Source organism: Oryzomicrobium sp., assembly GCF_036820405.1.
Taxonomy (GTDB): domain Bacteria; phylum Pseudomonadota; class Gammaproteobacteria; order Burkholderiales; family Rhodocyclaceae; genus Oryzomicrobium.
Genome location: NZ_DAISLS010000007.1, coordinates 65,075 through 79,318 on the forward strand (window position 1 = coordinate 65,075; position 14,244 = coordinate 79,318).

General features: G+C 67.1%; 12 protein-coding genes and 1 pseudogene. 10 read left to right on the forward strand and 3 right to left on the reverse strand.

Annotation, left to right across the window (positions count from 1 at the left end; all coding sequences use genetic code 11):
* Nucleotides 1-23 precede the first annotated feature (23 nt).
* The 3 genes from V7Z98_RS07895 (at nt 24) to V7Z98_RS07905 (ending at nt 1,309) form a co-directional block, all read left to right on the forward strand.
* Nucleotides 24-509 carry a hypothetical protein gene (locus tag V7Z98_RS07895; RefSeq protein WP_334157592.1) on the forward strand — a complete coding sequence of 162 codons (486 nt, stop codon included), beginning with the start codon at nt 24-26 and terminating at the stop codon, nt 507-509.
* A 255-nt stretch (nt 510-764) separates the two neighbouring features.
* The gene (locus V7Z98_RS07900) at nt 765-1,055 is read left to right on the forward strand and encodes a hypothetical protein (protein WP_334157593.1); all 291 of its coding nucleotides are present in this window, start codon (nt 765-767) and stop codon (nt 1,053-1,055) included.
* Nucleotides 1,052-1,309: a hypothetical protein gene (locus V7Z98_RS07905; RefSeq protein WP_334157594.1), complete on the forward strand. Its 258-nt coding sequence runs from the start codon at nt 1,052-1,054 to the stop codon at nt 1,307-1,309. The genes V7Z98_RS07900 and V7Z98_RS07905 overlap by 4 nt, the downstream gene beginning before the upstream one ends.
* 116 nt (nt 1,310-1,425) lie before the next feature.
* Here the strand turns inward: V7Z98_RS07905 and V7Z98_RS07910 are convergent, their stop codons facing one another.
* Nucleotides 1,426-1,599, reverse strand: a complete 174-nt coding sequence (locus V7Z98_RS07910; RefSeq protein WP_334157595.1) for a hypothetical protein — start codon at nt 1,597-1,599, stop codon at nt 1,426-1,428.
* Here V7Z98_RS07910 and V7Z98_RS07915 point away from each other — a divergent pair.
* From V7Z98_RS07915 to V7Z98_RS07935, 5 genes are all read left to right on the forward strand, one after another.
* Nucleotides 1,598-4,456, forward strand: coding sequence for a DUF927 domain-containing protein (locus V7Z98_RS07915; protein WP_334157596.1), 2,859 nt, complete (start codon nt 1,598-1,600; stop codon nt 4,454-4,456). The genes V7Z98_RS07910 and V7Z98_RS07915 overlap by 2 nt on opposite strands.
* A gap of 1,279 nt (nt 4,457-5,735) precedes the next feature.
* Nucleotides 5,736-7,367, forward strand: a complete 1,632-nt coding sequence (locus V7Z98_RS07920; protein ID WP_334157597.1) for a methyl-accepting chemotaxis protein — start codon at nt 5,736-5,738, stop codon at nt 7,365-7,367.
* A 10-nt stretch (nt 7,368-7,377) separates the two neighbouring features.
* A complete protein-coding gene (locus V7Z98_RS07925) occupies nt 7,378-7,578 on the forward strand; it encodes a DNA gyrase inhibitor YacG (protein WP_293263934.1) in 201 nt (66 codons plus the stop codon).
* Between the two features lie 155 nt (nt 7,579-7,733).
* A complete protein-coding gene (locus tag V7Z98_RS07930; RefSeq protein ID WP_334157598.1) occupies nt 7,734-8,426 on the forward strand; it encodes an MgtC/SapB family protein in 693 nt (230 codons plus the stop codon).
* Nucleotides 8,427-8,459: 33 nt separating this feature from the next.
* The gene (locus V7Z98_RS07935) at nt 8,460-9,041 is read left to right on the forward strand and encodes a GNAT family N-acetyltransferase (RefSeq protein ID WP_334157599.1); all 582 of its coding nucleotides are present in this window, start codon (nt 8,460-8,462) and stop codon (nt 9,039-9,041) included.
* A 128-nt stretch (nt 9,042-9,169) separates the two neighbouring features.
* Here the strand turns inward: V7Z98_RS07935 and V7Z98_RS07940 are convergent, their stop codons facing one another.
* Complete coding sequence (locus tag V7Z98_RS07940; protein WP_334157600.1) at nt 9,170-10,177, reverse strand: Nudix family hydrolase; 1,008 nt, start codon at nt 10,175-10,177, stop codon at nt 9,170-9,172.
* Between the two features lie 125 nt (nt 10,178-10,302).
* A pseudogene (locus tag V7Z98_RS07945) lies at nt 10,303-11,217 on the reverse strand (ATP-binding protein); the annotation flags it as partial.
* 293 nt (nt 11,218-11,510) lie between these two features.
* Here V7Z98_RS07945 and mltA point away from each other — a divergent pair.
* Nucleotides 11,511-12,533 carry a murein transglycosylase A gene (gene mltA, locus V7Z98_RS07950; RefSeq protein WP_442951826.1) on the forward strand — a complete coding sequence of 341 codons (1,023 nt, stop codon included), beginning with the start codon at nt 11,511-11,513 and terminating at the stop codon, nt 12,531-12,533.
* 233 nt (nt 12,534-12,766) lie between these two features.
* On the forward strand, nt 12,767-13,969 hold the full coding sequence (locus tag V7Z98_RS07955; RefSeq protein WP_334157603.1) for an ammonium transporter: 1,203 nt from the start codon (nt 12,767-12,769) through the stop codon (nt 13,967-13,969).
* Nucleotides 13,970-14,244: the final 275 nt, after the last annotated feature.

Sequence of the window (14,244 nt, forward strand, 5' to 3'; positions counted from 1 at the left end):
GCAACCAAGGAAGGGGGTGCCAAATGAATGCGGTTCCTTCCTTGCTGCACCTGTGGGAAAAGGCCCTTGTGTTCCGTATTGGCGAGGGCGATTCCGCCTGCCTCGATCAGCTGCCCAACCCGCTCGCCTTCCCGGATCGCTTTCCGGACGAAAACCCCAATGCTCCGCATCAGTTGGGCATCGTGTTGGGTGTTGCCGTGCTGAAGCTCTATCGTCCGTGGGCGCTTGAGGATGGGGAGCGCGTCGAACTTGATCCATGTGGCGGCTGGCTGGTGGATATCAAGGAGGCGCTGGGGGCGGTTCGTCGGGCTTATGGTGATGAGTTGGGCTTTGCGTGCCTTACGACCCTTGGCTGTGTGCTGGAAATGGCGACACGCGCCCCTGAGCGCTTGCCGGTTCTGATTCAGCGTATAGATGCACTGGACGGCGCAGCCCTTCATGTGATGGCGATGCGGGCCATTCAGGGGGATGCGGTGGTTCCGGATATCTTCGCGGGGCTGATGGAATGAACCGCCCCCTTGACCGTCTGCCCCCCTGTCGGGATACTGGCGGTTCTCTCAAAAACGTAAGCAGCACCCCGGCGCCTTTGCTGCGAAGCCGGGTTTTTTGTGCCCCCAATTCGGGTGGCTTGCGCACGTGCGCGGGCCGCTATCCGGCTATGGGGGTGTCGGGTATCCGTAAGGACCCGGACGCGCTTACGTGCGTTGAGAGCACCCCCACCCTTTTTCGGGTGGCCCTCAGTCTCGAAAACGTAAGGAGGCATCATGCCTAAGCTCTCTCTGGCCGATTCGGCCAATCATCAAGCCAATTCTGGCGCCCACCTGACCCCCGTCCTCGATCAAGCGGAACGCTTGGGTACTGGACTGCTTCAACTTGAGGCCATGCTATGCCTTTGTTACGGCGAGGGTGGTGAAGCATTCCGCTGCTATAGCGATGACATTCAGGACAACTACTTGTGGAGTTGTGCCGATAAGGTCGAGCGTCTCAAGGAACAGTGCGGTGCCCTGCGGGCCCTGCTGATAACGGTTCCGCAAGGGAAGGAGGTGTCGGCATGAGCGCGAATCCTTCCAGGTTCAATTCCACGCCGGAAATCTACCGCACGGGCTATGCCGTCTATGAGCGTGTCGGGCGGGTCTCTGACATCGTGGCTCCTTGGCCGATGACGCGCTTTCAAGCCAAGAAGCACAAAGCGAGGCTTGAGCGCCGGGGGTGTCATTCGGTTTCCATCTATCGTTGTGAGAGTTTTATTCCCCTGTCGCAACCTGTGGCCAATGCAGCGGCTTTCAAGACTGGCGAGGTGGCGAAATGAACATTGCTGCCTGCGTTATTCCACTTCCCTCTGCGGTTGCCCAGCCTGTCCTTCAAGTGCCTCGCCGGGGGCGGTTTCCGAAGTGTGTCACCACGATTCGGGAGGGGCGGGAGCGCTCATGGCGGCTGCAACGCATCGTCGAGCTGGAGGACGAAATCGCCAAATTTGAGCGCATAGCCAACAACTTTAACGATCATGCCGAGAGGGCACGCCTTGACGCAGCCGACTTGCGTCAGAAGGTCTCCAACTTGAGAGCCCTTGGAAGGCGGCGCATAGAAAGGGGGCGGCATGGCGGATAAAGCTTCCTGGATCAAGCGTGTTGCCGCTGTCGCTTTGGAGCGCTTTGATGAAACCATGCAGCTCCTTGGGCTGCATGGCGGCAAGCGCCAAGGGCGGGAATATCTACCGCTCAACCCTAACCGGACGGACCACAAGCCGGGATCGTTCTCGATCAACTTGGATAGCGGCGCCTGGATGGATGGGGCTAGCGGAGACAAAGGCGGCGATTTGGTGGCCTTGGCTGCCTTCGTATGGCAGATCAAACAAGGCGAAGCCGGCCGCAAGCTGGCGGCTCAGTTTGGCGTGTCGGTGCCGGAAACGTCCAAGGGTGGCGGAAGCGATGCCGGCCGCGCCGGCAAATCAGCATGCTCCGCCCCCGTCCAATCGCCGGTAGCGCCTTCGCGTGGGCATGGCGATGCATCCGGGGGCGGTGCGCTCTGCCTCATGCCGATTCCGGCCGATGCCCCGCCCCCGCCGGCTGCGCATTCTCGCCACGGCAAGCCGGTGAAACGCTGGGCCTATGTGGATGCGGCCGGCGTGGTCTGTTTCTACCATGACCGCTATGAGCCGTCCGGTGAGCGTAAGCAATTCGCCCCCTTGACCCTGTGGCGCGGTGTGGATGGTCGCCTAGCTTGGCAGTTCAAGGCGCCGCCTGCGCCCCGCCCGCTGTTGGGGCTGGATCGGCTGGCCGCCTTGTCGTCTGCCCCCGTGATGGTGGTGGAGGGCGAGAAAGCCGCCGATGCTGCCGCCGGGCTGTTGCCTGGCTGGGTGGTGGTGTGCTGGCAAGGTGGGGCGCAAGCAGTGGAGCGGGCAGACTGGGCACCGCTGGCCGGCCGTGATGTGGTGCTGTGGCCCGATGCCGACGAGCCAGGGGCGGACTGCATGGGCAAGCTGGCCCGGCGGTTGGCCGGGCTGGGCGTGGCGCGGGTGCGCTTGCTTGATCTGGCGCAGCTCGCCCAGGAGGCCGGCCGGGACGATGCTGGGGTGTCTGTGCTCTCGCCGGGTCCAGTGCTGGGGGCGGGTGACGATGCCGCCGATTTGGTGGCGCGTGGCTGGGCTGCCGATCATGTGGCGTTGCTGCTGGATCGGCCCGGCTTCCTGGTTGATGTGCGGCCGGCCATGGCGGCGCAGCCTGCCAAGCCAGCGGCGCCCGCTGCCGATGCTGTACCGGCGCGGCGTTTCATCCTGGAGGATGCCGGCGTGTATTTCTTGGAGCCGGATAAGTCGCCACGCTGGGTCTGCCCGCCCCTAGAGGTGGTGGCCTTGGTGCGTGATCCCCACGGGGAAGGCTGGGGCAAGCTGGTCCGCTTCCGTGATCCTGATGGCTGCGAAAAGCGCCGCATCCTTCCTGATGCCATGCTCTCCGGCGATGGTACAGAGCTGGAGCGGACCTTGCGCGGCGCCGGTCTCAAGGTGGCCCCGAGTGGGCGCCCGCTATTGCGGCAATACCTGATCGAGGCCGCCCCCGAGGATCGCGCCCGCGTGACGGATCGCACGGGCTGGCATGAGTGCCAGGGCGGCGGTGCTGCTTTCGTGCTGCCTTCCGTGGCTTTCGGGCAAGGTGGAGAGGCGTGGATATTCCAGACCGATGCCCCGGCTTCTCATGCCTTCCGGCAGCGGGGCAGCCTAGACGAATGGCGGCAGGAGGTGTCTGCCCGGTGTGCTGGCAATACTCGCCTGGTGTTCGCCGTCTGCGTGGCCTTTGCTTCGCCATTGCTGCACGTGGCGGGGGCGGAGTCGGGGGGCTTCCATTTGCGCAGCGGCAGTAGTGACGGCAAAACGACATGCCTCCGTGTCGGTGCCTCCGTGTGCGGTGGTGCGGACTACATGCAGCGCTGGCGAGCTACGGATAACGGCCTGGAAGGGCTGGCCTTGCAGCATTGTGATGCCCCGCTGTATCTGGACGAACTGGCCCAACTCGATCCTAAAGCGGCTGGCGAGGTGGCCTATATGCTGGCCAATGGCAGCGGCAAAGCGCGGGCTGCCCGCACGGGCGGCATGCGGGAGCAAGCCCGCTGGCGCCTGTTGTTCCTGTCGGCGGGTGAAATCGGTTTGTCCCAGCATATGGGCGAGGCCGGCAAGCAGGCCAAGGCCGGCCAGGAATTGCGCCTGGCGGAGATTCCGGCCGATGCGGGCGCCGGCTTGGGGGTGTTCGAGCAGTTGCACGGCGCCGCCAATGGCAGCGAGTTTGCCAAGGGGCTTGATCGGGCGATTGCCAAGCATCACGGCACGGCCTGGCCGGCGTTTCTCGCCTGCCTGGTGGAGCATCGGGACGAGCTGGGCACAACACTACACAATGCCGCCAAGGCTTTCGAGGGGCGTTTTCTGACCGATACGGCGGCCGGACAGGCCCGCCGGGTGGCTGCACGCTTTGCCTTGGTAGGTGCGGCCGGTGAACTGGCTACAAGCTGGGGGATTACCGGCTGGGCACCCGGTGAGGCGATGAAAGCAGCCGGCGCCTGCTTTGCCGCCTGGATCGCCAATCGAGGTGGGGAAGGCAATCACGAGGAAAGGGCGGCGCTCGCCCAGGTGCGTGAATTCCTGCAACGGTATGCCGAGTCTGCTTTTACCGACTGGGCGCGGCCGGGTGTCGATACGGACAAGCATGCCTCAGTGCGCAGTGACCGGGCCGGTTATCGGCGCTATGAAGGCAGCGCCGAGAATGGGGAGCTGGAATTCTTCATCTTCAACGAGGTTTGGCGGACTCGGGTTTGCAAGGGCTTGGACCCTGCAACGGTGGGGCGCCTCATGTTGGCCCGTGGCTACATCAAGAAGGGCGAGCGGGAATGGATCAGCAAGGTTCGGACCCCGGAAGGCCCGGCCCGCGTGGTGCATGTCCTGCCGGCCTTCCTGGAAAGCGAGGGCTGAGCAATGGACTGGGATGCGCTCATGCCGGCGGTCCCGGTGAATGAGGTGGGAACAGATGGCGCTGGGGATAAAGCCCCGGATGCCGGCGATTTGTTCCCACCCGTTCCCAGCCAAAGCGATGCTTGTTCCCACTTGGCGGGTACCGATAATCAAAATGGAAACAATGGCTTATCAGATTTGTTCCCAATGTTCCCAGTGTTCCCACCAGAAAATGAAGGAAGGCAATGGGATGGGGGTGAAATCGAATCGCCGGGGGCGGCGGGTGGCCCGGTTCAACTTCGCGTCAGGAATGAAGGAACAGAGGGCAGTGATGCTTGCAAACCGGCAAGGGCGATTGATCCTTGGGATGATCGGATTACCTGCGGTCAGTGCCTGAATTATTGGGATGGTGGGGTATGTGCTGTTGCGAAGCCGTATCCCGGCGCCCTGGTGGTGGCAGTGAGAGGGTATCGCCCCGTGCAAAGGCTCATGCGTTGCCGGGGATTCTCGCCAGTCGAAGGGGTAAGCGACAGGCGAGCCGGGCTGGAGCGCTGGCCGGGCTTGTGACGGCTTGCGGTGCGGGCGCCTGCGCTGCCGTTCGTCTGAATTGGGAATGGGTCCTTTCCGGGGTGTTCCACTGCGGGCGAATGCAGCGCGGCATTTTTCTAGTTGTCGGCCTGCTAAGGGGGCCATAACTTTGATGGCTGCTCCGGTAGGGGGGTGAAAATCTCTAGCTGTTTTGGTATCGAGACCGGCCGCCCCAGCTTCTGTGCACACCCGCGAAATGGGATGGGGGGAGGGGTGAGGCATAATTGGCATTCGGCAATGCCCAGCGGGGCATGTTTGGGTAGCTACGTGGGTAGCTGAAACGACGAGAAAATATGGAGAGCCTCATGAATACTACCTTTCAAGCCAGCTTAGTTCTTCCCTTCTGCAACCTCTGAGCGTCTCATCCCGCCGGTCGCCCCAAGCCCCGCCCCACGCGGGGCTTTTCGTTTATACGGCCCCGGGCCGCCTGCCGTCAGCCTCCCGCCGGTGGTGCCGCGCCCCCATCCGGCACGCATAGGCCAGCGGCACGACGGCGCCCCTTGCGGGGTATTTCTCCACCACCACCGGCTTATCCCTTTTCTTCATACGGTTAAATTCTTTCGGAATATCAGGGATTTCCACTAGCCGCTACCTCTGGAAAAAAGGTGGAAAGGCTTTTACCATCGGCCATTCGCAGGCAGGGCGCCCGTACCCCGGGCGCACGAAAATCACCAAGCATCTGCCCGCCCACCCCCCTTAGGAGGACAGTCCCATGGGTAAATTGGCCGTCAAGACCAAGCTTTTCCTCGGATTCGGCGTCATTGTCGCCATTTTCATCGTCGTCATCGCCATCACCGGGCGCAACCTAGCGCACCTCGAAGACGCCAACCAACTGAGCGAGCACACCTACAACGTGATCGTGAACGTGGAAGGCATCAAGGAAGCCCTGATCAGCATGGAAGCCGGCGCCCAGGGTTACGCCCTGGCCGGCCAGCCCGAGTTCCTGACCCCGCTCAACCACGGCCGGGAACGCTTCAAGACCCTGATCGACGAAACCAAGAAGCTCACCGAGGGCAACACCGCCCAGCAGGACCGGCTGGCCAGCCTGGAAGTGTCGGCGATCAAATGGTCCAACCTGGCGGTGGCGCCGATGGTCGAGATGCGCGACGACATCAGCTCCGGCTACGGCAAGCTCACCGACCTGGAAACCCTGGTGGCCTCGGGCCGCGGCCGGGAGCGACTGGAGGCGATGCGCACCCTGCTCCAGGAAATCGCCGACGAGGAGCGGGGCCGCCTGGCCGACCAGACCAGCGAGCTGGCCGAGCTGCGCAAGATGACCAACTGGACCCTGGTCGGCAGCGGCCTGCTCACCGCCCTGATCGCCGCCTTCGTCGCCATCACCGTTTCCACCAGCATCGCCAACCGGCTGCGCCGCGCCGTGCAGGTGGCCGAGGCCACCGCCCGGGGCGACCTGACCGTGGCGGTACGGCGCGAGGGCGGCGACGAGATCGGCGCCCTGCTGCAAGCCATCGCCGACATGCAGCAGCGGCTGCGCACCATGCTCACCGACATCGCCGCCAACGCCGCCACGGTGGCCAGCTCGGCCCACCAGATCAACGCCGCCGCCGGCGAGCTGGAGCAGTCCTCGGTAAACCAGAGCGAGGCCTCGTCGGCCATGGCCGCGGGCATGGAGCAGCTCACCGTGAGCGTGAACCACGTGGCCAGCAGCGCCGGCGAATCCGCCACCATCGCCCAGGAGTCGGGCAGCATTGCCCAGACCGGCAGCGAGGTGATCGAACGCACCGTCGGCCGCATCCAGCAGATCGCCGACACGGTCACCGCCGCCGCCCAGGACATCGTCGAGCTGGAGCGCCGCTCCGGCGAGATTTCGTCCATCGTCGGCGTCATCCAGGAAATCGCCGAGCAGACCAACCTGCTAGCCCTCAACGCCGCCATCGAGGCGGCCCGGGCCGGCGAGGCCGGGCGCGGCTTCGCCGTGGTGGCCGACGAGGTGCGCAAGCTGGCCGAGCGCACCGCCACCTCGACCCGGGAAATCGCCGACATGATCGGCCAGATCCAGCAGGGCACCCGCCAGGCGGTGGCCAACATGCAGGCCAGCCTGGACCAGGTGACCGAGGGCCGCGACCTGGCCGCCGAGGCCGGCTCGGCCATCGCCCGCATCCGCGAAGGCTCCGAGGCGGTGCTGGCCCACGTCCAGGAAATCTCCTCGGCTCTCAAGGAGCAGAGCAGCGCCGCCAACGACGTGGCCGGCAACGTGGAGCGCATCGCCCAGATGGCCGAGGACAACAACCGCTCGGTCAAGGAAACCGCCCAGACCGCCCAGTCCCTGGAAGCCCTGGCCGACGGCCTGCGCGCCTCGGTGGCCCGCTTCAAGCTGGCGTAAGATGGCGGGCATGAGCACGACCACCGCCACCGCCCGTCCCAAGGTTCCCTGCCCCAGCTGCGGCAAGGAGCAGGAATGGTCGCCGGACAACCCCTGGCGCCCCTTCTGCTCCGAGCGCTGCAAGCTGATCGACCTGGGCGCCTGGGCCACCGAAAGTTACCGGGTTCCGGTCGCCGAAAACGACGCGGGCCTGGAAGAACCGCCCGCCTGATATTCGGCACCGCCCGCCCCATCCCCGGGGCCGGGCGCAGCAGCGCAGCACGGGCCGCTCTGGCAGCGGCCCGTAGCTTTTTGGGGCAGGGCCGGCGCCCCAACCACCACCCCGGCCGGCGCCGCGCCGGCCCACCCGTGAGGAGGATTCGCCCCATGGACGCAGACATCCCCGAAATCGCCCTGCATCTGGTCGGCGCCCTGGGGGCCGGCGGCATCATCGGCCTGGAGCGCAGCTACCACGCCCGCCCCGCCGGTTTCCGCACCCACACCCTGGTGTGCCTCGCCTCCAGCCTGCTGATGCTGGTCACCCTCTACCAGTGGAAGTGGCTGCCCGGCGTGCCCCTGGACACGGTGCGCACCGACCCGACCCGCATGGCCCAGGGCATCATGACCGGCATCGGCTTCCTCGGCGCCGGGGTGATCTTCAAGGAGGGCCTGAGCGTGCGCGGCCTGACCACCGCCGCCTCGATCTGGATCACCGCCGCCGTGGGCATCCTGATCGGCGTCGGCTTCTACTTCCCGGCGATCCTGGCCACCCTACTCACCCTGGGCGTCCTCTCCGCCTTCCGCTGGATCGAGGCGCGCATGCCCTCCCATGCCTACGCCCACCACGCCCTGCGCTTCGACCGGGACGCGGCCATGACCGAGGGCGACGTACGCGCCATGCTCGAAGCCCACGGCTTCACCATCGCCAACATGAGCTACCGGGTGTCCGACGACGGCCAATCCTTCGAATACCGCATGGTCATCCGCACCACCGACCCGGCCAACACCTCGCACCTCGCCGACACCCTGCGCCGCCAGCCCCTGGTGCGCGCCTTCCGCATCTCGCCCACCGGCGACTGAGACCGGCCGCGCCCGCAACCCCGTTCAGCCCAAATGACCATGCTCCCCGCCGTCCTCGAAACCGACCGCCTGATCCTGCGCCAGTGGCGGAATGCCGACCGGGCGCCCTTTGCCGCCCTGTGCGCCGACCCCGAGGTGATGGCCTGCTTTCCCGCCCCCCTGACCCGGACCGAGAGCGACGCCATGGTGGACCGCTGCACCGACCTGATCGCCGAGCGGGGCTGGGGCCCGTGGGCCGTGGAGGCCAAGGCCGCGGGCACCTGCATCGGCCTGATCGGGCTGCACGTGCCGGCGGCCACCCTGCCCTTTTCCCCCTGCGTCGAGATCAGCTGGCGGCTGGCCCGGGCGTGGTGGGGCCAGGGCCTGGCCTGCGAAGGCGCCCGGGCCGCCCTGGGGTTCGGCTTTGGGGAACTTGGCCTGGACGAGATCGTGGCCTTCACCACCCTGGCCAACGTCCGCTCCCAGGCGCTGATGGCGCGGCTGGGCATGGCCCGGGACGACGCGGGGGACTTCGACCACCCCGCCCTGCCCGCCGGCCATCCGCTGCTGCGCCACTGCCTGTACCGCCTGCCGCGCCGGCAGTGGCAGGCCGAAGCGACGGCCGGAAGCCGGTAGGCGGCACCTCGCATCCGTTGGAGCTCGCAACCGCAAAGCGCGGTGCCTGCGCCCCTGCGGGCGGCAGCGCGGGCAGGCAAAAGAAAAGGGCCGCGACATCGCGGCCCTTCTTCCTTCCGATCGGCGCCTCACCAGCCGCGCAGGGCGGCCACGCCGTGAGCGTTGGCGGCCCGGGCCGCCGGCAGGTCGGCGGCGCTCAAGCCGCCCAGCCCATAGACCGGGATCGGGCTCTCCGCCACCAGCTCGGCAAAACGCGCCCAGCCCAGGGGCGCCGTCCCCGGGTGGCTGGTTGTGGGGGCTACCGGCCCCAGCACGGCGAACTGGCAACCCAGGGCGATGGCAGCGTCCAGCTCCGCCGCGTCGTGGCAGGACGCTGCCACCAGGGGCATGTCCGGCCGGGCGGTGGCGGCGCGCAGGGCGGACGAGGACAGATGCACCCCGTCGGCGCCCACCGACCGGGCCAGTTGCACATCGTCGTTGACCAGCACCCGGCCGCCGGCGGCATGGACCCGGGCCACCACGGCGGCGGTGAAATCGCGCCGCGCCGCCGCGTCCAGAGCGCCATCCTTCTCGCGCACCTGGACCAGGCGCAGGCCGCCGGCCAGGGCCGCATCGAGGCGGGCCAGCTCCGCTGCCATGCCACGCGCGCCGGCATTGGTGACAGCGTAGACCTCGGGCAGCCCCAGGGCCTCCAGGATCGGCCCGTTGGCGGGCAGCACCGGCGCTACCGCAGTCGGGGCGCCCAGGGGCGTCCAGGCCACCGCGTCGTGCTCCACGGCGTGGATGTCGCCGTCGGCGGCGCCCCCCTCCCAGGCGGTCACCTTGAAAAACTTGAGGCGCACCGAGGCGTGGGGGTATTCGAAGCGGCGGGTGATCCAGGGGGTGGCAGCGGTGACGGTGATGGCCATCTCCTCCTGCAACTCCCGCACCAGGCACTGGGCGTCGGTTTCGCCCCGTTCCACCTTGCCGCCGGGAAACTCCCACCAGCCGGCGTAGACCTTGCCCTCGGGACGCCGGGCGAGCAGGAACTCGGTGCCGGCCGGCCCCTGGCGCAGCAGCACCGCCGCCGCCACGTGGGTGACCGGGCGCGGCGCAGCGGCGTCGGTGCTGGCGACGGTTGCGGCGTTGTCGCTCACTTGCGCCCCCCGGCGGCCCGGGGCGCGGCCTTCTTGCCCGCCGGGGCGGGCTTGGCGGGCGCTTTCGCAGCGGTTTTTGGGGCGGGCTTGGCTGCCGGCTTGGCGGCGGCGACCTTGCGGTGGGCGGCGTAGTCCTTGGCGAACTGCCAGCCCACCCGGCCGGAGCGGGAACCGCGGCCCAGGGCCCAGTTGAGAGCGTCCCGCTCGGCGGCGGCGATTTCCGCCGGGGTCAGGCCGAAGTAGCCCAGCCAGTGGTTGACGATGTTCAGGTAGGCGTCCTGGTCGAAGGGGTAGAAGGACACCCACAGGCCGAAGCGCTCGGACAGGGAAACCTTTTCCTCCACCGCCTCGCCGGGATGAATCTCTCCGTCCACCACCTTGGTCTCGGCGTTCTCCGAGAAATACTCGGGCATCAGGTGGCGGCGGTTGGAGGTGGCGTAGATCAGCACGTTGGCCGGCACGTCGGCCAGGGAGCCGTCGAGCACCGACTTCAACGCCTTGTAGGCCACCTCGCCAGTCTCAAAGGACAGGTCGTCGCAGAACACCAGGAACTTCTCGGGACGATGCGCCACCTGGGCGACGATGGCGGGCAGGTCCACCAGATCGGCCTTGTCCACCTCGATGCCGCGCAGGCCGCGTCCGGCGTATTCGTTGAGCAGGGCGCGCACCAGGGACGACTTGCCGCAGCCCCGGGTACCGGTCATCAGCACGTTGTTGGCGGGCTTGCCGGCGAGGAACTGGCGGGTGTTGGCGACCACCCGGGCCTTCTGTTCGTCGATGTCGCGCAGGTCGGCCAGGCGCATCGGCGCCAGGCGCTTCACCGCTTCCAGCCGGCCGGTGTGGCCCAAGCCGCCGGTCTTGACCCAGCGGAAGGCCGGGGCGGACCAGTCGGGCTCGGCGGGCACCGGCGGCAGCAAGGGTTCCAGCCGGGCCAGGACGCTTTCGGCCCGGGCCAGGAAGGCCAGCAGGGGATCGACGGGAGCCGCGGCGGGGGCGGCGGGAAGGGCTGATTTCTTGGCGGCAGCGGTCACTCGGGCCATGGTGTCAGGTGTGCTATCGAATGGAATCGGGTTGGTCGGACCCGCCGGGACGGCATTTTCGACGGGGGTATACTTCACGAATGCGACACCTTAGCCGAATCCCCGCCCCCCTCCAACGCCCGGGCGCCCGCCGCGGCGGTGCCGTCCTGGCGGCCGCCGGCGCCCTGGCCGCCCTGCTCCTTGCCGGCTGCGCCACCCAGGCGCCGGCCCCCTGCCCGGTGTGCCCCGGCGAAAAGGCCGCCGTTCCGGCGCCCCCCGCCGCCCCGCCCCTGCAACCGGCCCGCTTCGACGATCTGCCGGGCTGGCAGGACGACGACTTGGCGGCGGCCTGGCCCGGCTTCCTCAATTCGTGCAAGGGCATGAAGTCGCGCCGCGACTGGCCCCTGTGGCGCGGCGCCTGCGAAGAGGCGGCCACCCTGGGCACGCCGGACAGCGCCACCGCGCGGCGCTTCTTCGAATCCCGCTTCACCCCGTGGCGGCTGGTCAACCCCGACGGCGCCGACAACGGCCTGATCACCGGCTACTACGAACCCATGCTCAACGGCAGCCGGCAACGGATCAGCCCGAACCAGCACCCAGTGCTGCCGGTGCCTGCCGACCTGCTCACCATCGAGCTTTCCGATGTTTTCCCCGAGTTGAAGAACCTGCGCCTGCGCGGCCGGCTGCAAGGCAACAAGGTGGTGCCCTACTGGTCCCGCGCCGAGCTGGCGCCCCGGGAAGCCAAGATGGGCGAGAAGGCCATCGCCTGGGTGGACGACCCGATCGAGTTGTTCTTCCTGCAAATCCAGGGATCGGGCCGGGTCAAGCTGCCGGACGGCTCCCTGCTGCGCGTCGGCTACGCCGACCAGAACGGCCACCCCTACCAGTCCATCGGCCGGGTACTGATCGAGCGGGGCGAGCTGAAGCCGGAGCAGGCCAGCATGCAGGGCATCCAGGCCTGGGCCCGGGCCAATCCGACCAAGGTCCAGGCCCTGCTCAACGAGAACCCCAGCTACGTGTTCTTCCGCGAGCTGAAGAACGCCGACGGCGGCCCCATCGGCGCCCTGGGCGTGCCCCTGAGCGACGCCCGCAGCCTGGCGGTGGACCCGCGCACCACGCCCCTGGGCGCCCCGGTCTTCCTCGCCACCAGCTGGCCCAACGAGGAGCGCCCCCTCAACCGCCTGATGCTCGCCCAGGACACGGGCGGCGCCATCAAGGGCGTGGTGCGGGCCGACTTCTTCTGGGGCTTTGGCCCGGACGCCGGCAGCCTGGCCGGGCGGATGAAGCAGAAGGGCCGGATGTGGGTGCTGCTGCCCCCAGGAGCCGGCCCTCGCTGACACAGGTGCAGGTGGACGCAGGCAGGCGTAGGCGGCGGCGCACGGCCTCCCGCGCCGCCGCCCAAATCGGTGCAAGACGCACCGATTTGGGCCGAAACCCTGCCCGGCGCACCATTTAAGGGACGTCAGCCCGGCGTCAAAAACCCAAGCCGCTGATCGTAAAAGGGTTTTGCTGTGGCCCCGGCCTGGAACAACAATTGCAGAGGCGGTGCATCCGTTTTATGGGAGGCACCATGGAGAACCATCAGTCCGCATCGGACACCCTTTTCATTTTGCTGGGCGCCATCATGGTGCTCGCCATGCACGCAGGCTTCGCCTTTCTCGAACTGGGCACCGTGCGCAAGAAGAACCAGGTCAACGCCCTGGTCAAAATCCTGGCCGACTTCGCCGTATCGACCATCGCCTACTTCTTCGTCGGCTACGGCATCGCATACGGGGTGCATTTCTTCCAGGGCGCCGAGACCCTCACCCTGGACCACGGTTTCGGGCTGACCAAGTTCTTCTTCCTGCTCACCTTCGCCGCCGCCATTCCCGCCATCATCTCCGGCGGCATCGCCGAGCGGGCCAAGTTCAACCCCCAGCTGGCCGCCACCTTCTGCCTGGTGGGCTTCGTCTACCCCTTCTTCGAAGGCATCGCCTGGAACCAGGCCTTCGGCATCCAGGACTGGCTGAAAGCCAGCTTCGGCGCCGAGTTCCACGACTTCGCCGGCTCCGTGGTGGTGCACGCCATGGGCGGCTGGCTGGCCCTGCCCGCCGTGCTGCTGCTCGGCGCCCGGCGCGGCCGCTACAGCAAGGACGGCGCTATCTCGGCCCACCCGCCCTCCTCCATCCCCTTCCTCGCCCTGGGCGCCTGGATTCTGGCGGTGGGCTGGTTCGGCTTCAACGTCATGAGCGCCCAGACCCTGGACAAGATTTCCGGCCTGGTGGCGATCAACTCCCTGATGGCCATGGTCGGCGGCACCCTGGCCGCCCTGGTGCTGGGCAAGAACGATCCGGGCTTCGTCCATAACGGCCCCCTGGCTGGCCTGGTGGCGGTGTGCGCCGGCTCCGACGTGATGCACCCGATGGGTGCGCTGGTCACCGGCCTGGCCGCCGGCGCCCTGTTCGTCTACATGTTCACCCTCACCCAGAACCGCTGGAAGATCGACGACGTGCTTGGCGTGTGGCCCCTGCACGGCCTGTGCGGCGCCTGGGGCGGCCTGGCCTGCGGCATCTTCGGCTCCCCCGCCCTGGGCGGCGTCGGCGGCGTGGCCTTCCTGCCCCAACTGCTGATGACCCTCCTCGCCATCGCCGTCGCCCTGGCCGGCTCCGCCCTCGTGTACGGCACCCTGCGCGCCACCCTCGGCCTACGCCTCGACCCGGAAGACGAGTACAACGGTGCCGACCTGTCGATCCACAACATCACCGCCACCCCGGAACGGGAAAGCCTGTGGTGATTTCTGGTGATATGTTTCCGGACAATAGTTTCTTGAAATGAAATGAAAAATCTTGAAACATAAGGAAAACAACGAGATAGCTATCTCACCGCAACAGCAGACTGATTGCAATAAACAAAGTCTGTCGGACAGTAAATGATCAAAGCCCGGCGAATGCCGGGCTTTGTGTTTCTGGAGCTTCCGGTCTTCGGCCATTGCGGTCGTTGGGGATGGCGAGGATGTAAGGCCGGTGTCGGGAAAATTGCTGTCGTTGGCAGCCTGGATGCCCTGAACGT

Bases quoted from the DNA above. Each gene is read 5' to 3' on its own strand.
- V7Z98_RS07900 (WP_334157593.1), top strand. From the start codon at position 765: ATGCCTAAGCTCTCTCTGGCCGATTCGGCCAATCATCAAGCCAATTCT.
- V7Z98_RS07905 (WP_334157594.1), top strand. From the start codon at position 1,052: ATGAGCGCGAATCCTTCCAGGTTCAATTCCACGCCGGAAATCTACCGC.
- V7Z98_RS07925 (WP_293263934.1), top strand. From the start codon at position 7,378: ATGAGCACGACCACCGCCACCGCCCGTCCCAAGGTTCCCTGCCCCAGC.
- V7Z98_RS07955 (WP_334157603.1), top strand. From the start codon at position 12,767: ATGGAGAACCATCAGTCCGCATCGGACACCCTTTTCATTTTGCTGGGC.
- V7Z98_RS07935 (WP_334157599.1), top strand. From the start codon at position 8,460: ATGACCATGCTCCCCGCCGTCCTCGAAACCGACCGCCTGATCCTGCGC.
- V7Z98_RS07915 (WP_334157596.1), top strand. From the start codon at position 1,598: ATGGCGGATAAAGCTTCCTGGATCAAGCGTGTTGCCGCTGTCGCTTTG.
- V7Z98_RS07910 (WP_334157595.1), bottom strand. From the start codon at position 1,599: ATGCCGCCCCCTTTCTATGCGCCGCCTTCCAAGGGCTCTCAAGTTGGA.
- V7Z98_RS07930 (WP_334157598.1), top strand. From the start codon at position 7,734: ATGGACGCAGACATCCCCGAAATCGCCCTGCATCTGGTCGGCGCCCTG.
- V7Z98_RS07895 (WP_334157592.1), top strand. From the start codon at position 24: ATGAATGCGGTTCCTTCCTTGCTGCACCTGTGGGAAAAGGCCCTTGTG.
- V7Z98_RS07920 (WP_334157597.1), top strand. From the start codon at position 5,736: ATGGGTAAATTGGCCGTCAAGACCAAGCTTTTCCTCGGATTCGGCGTC.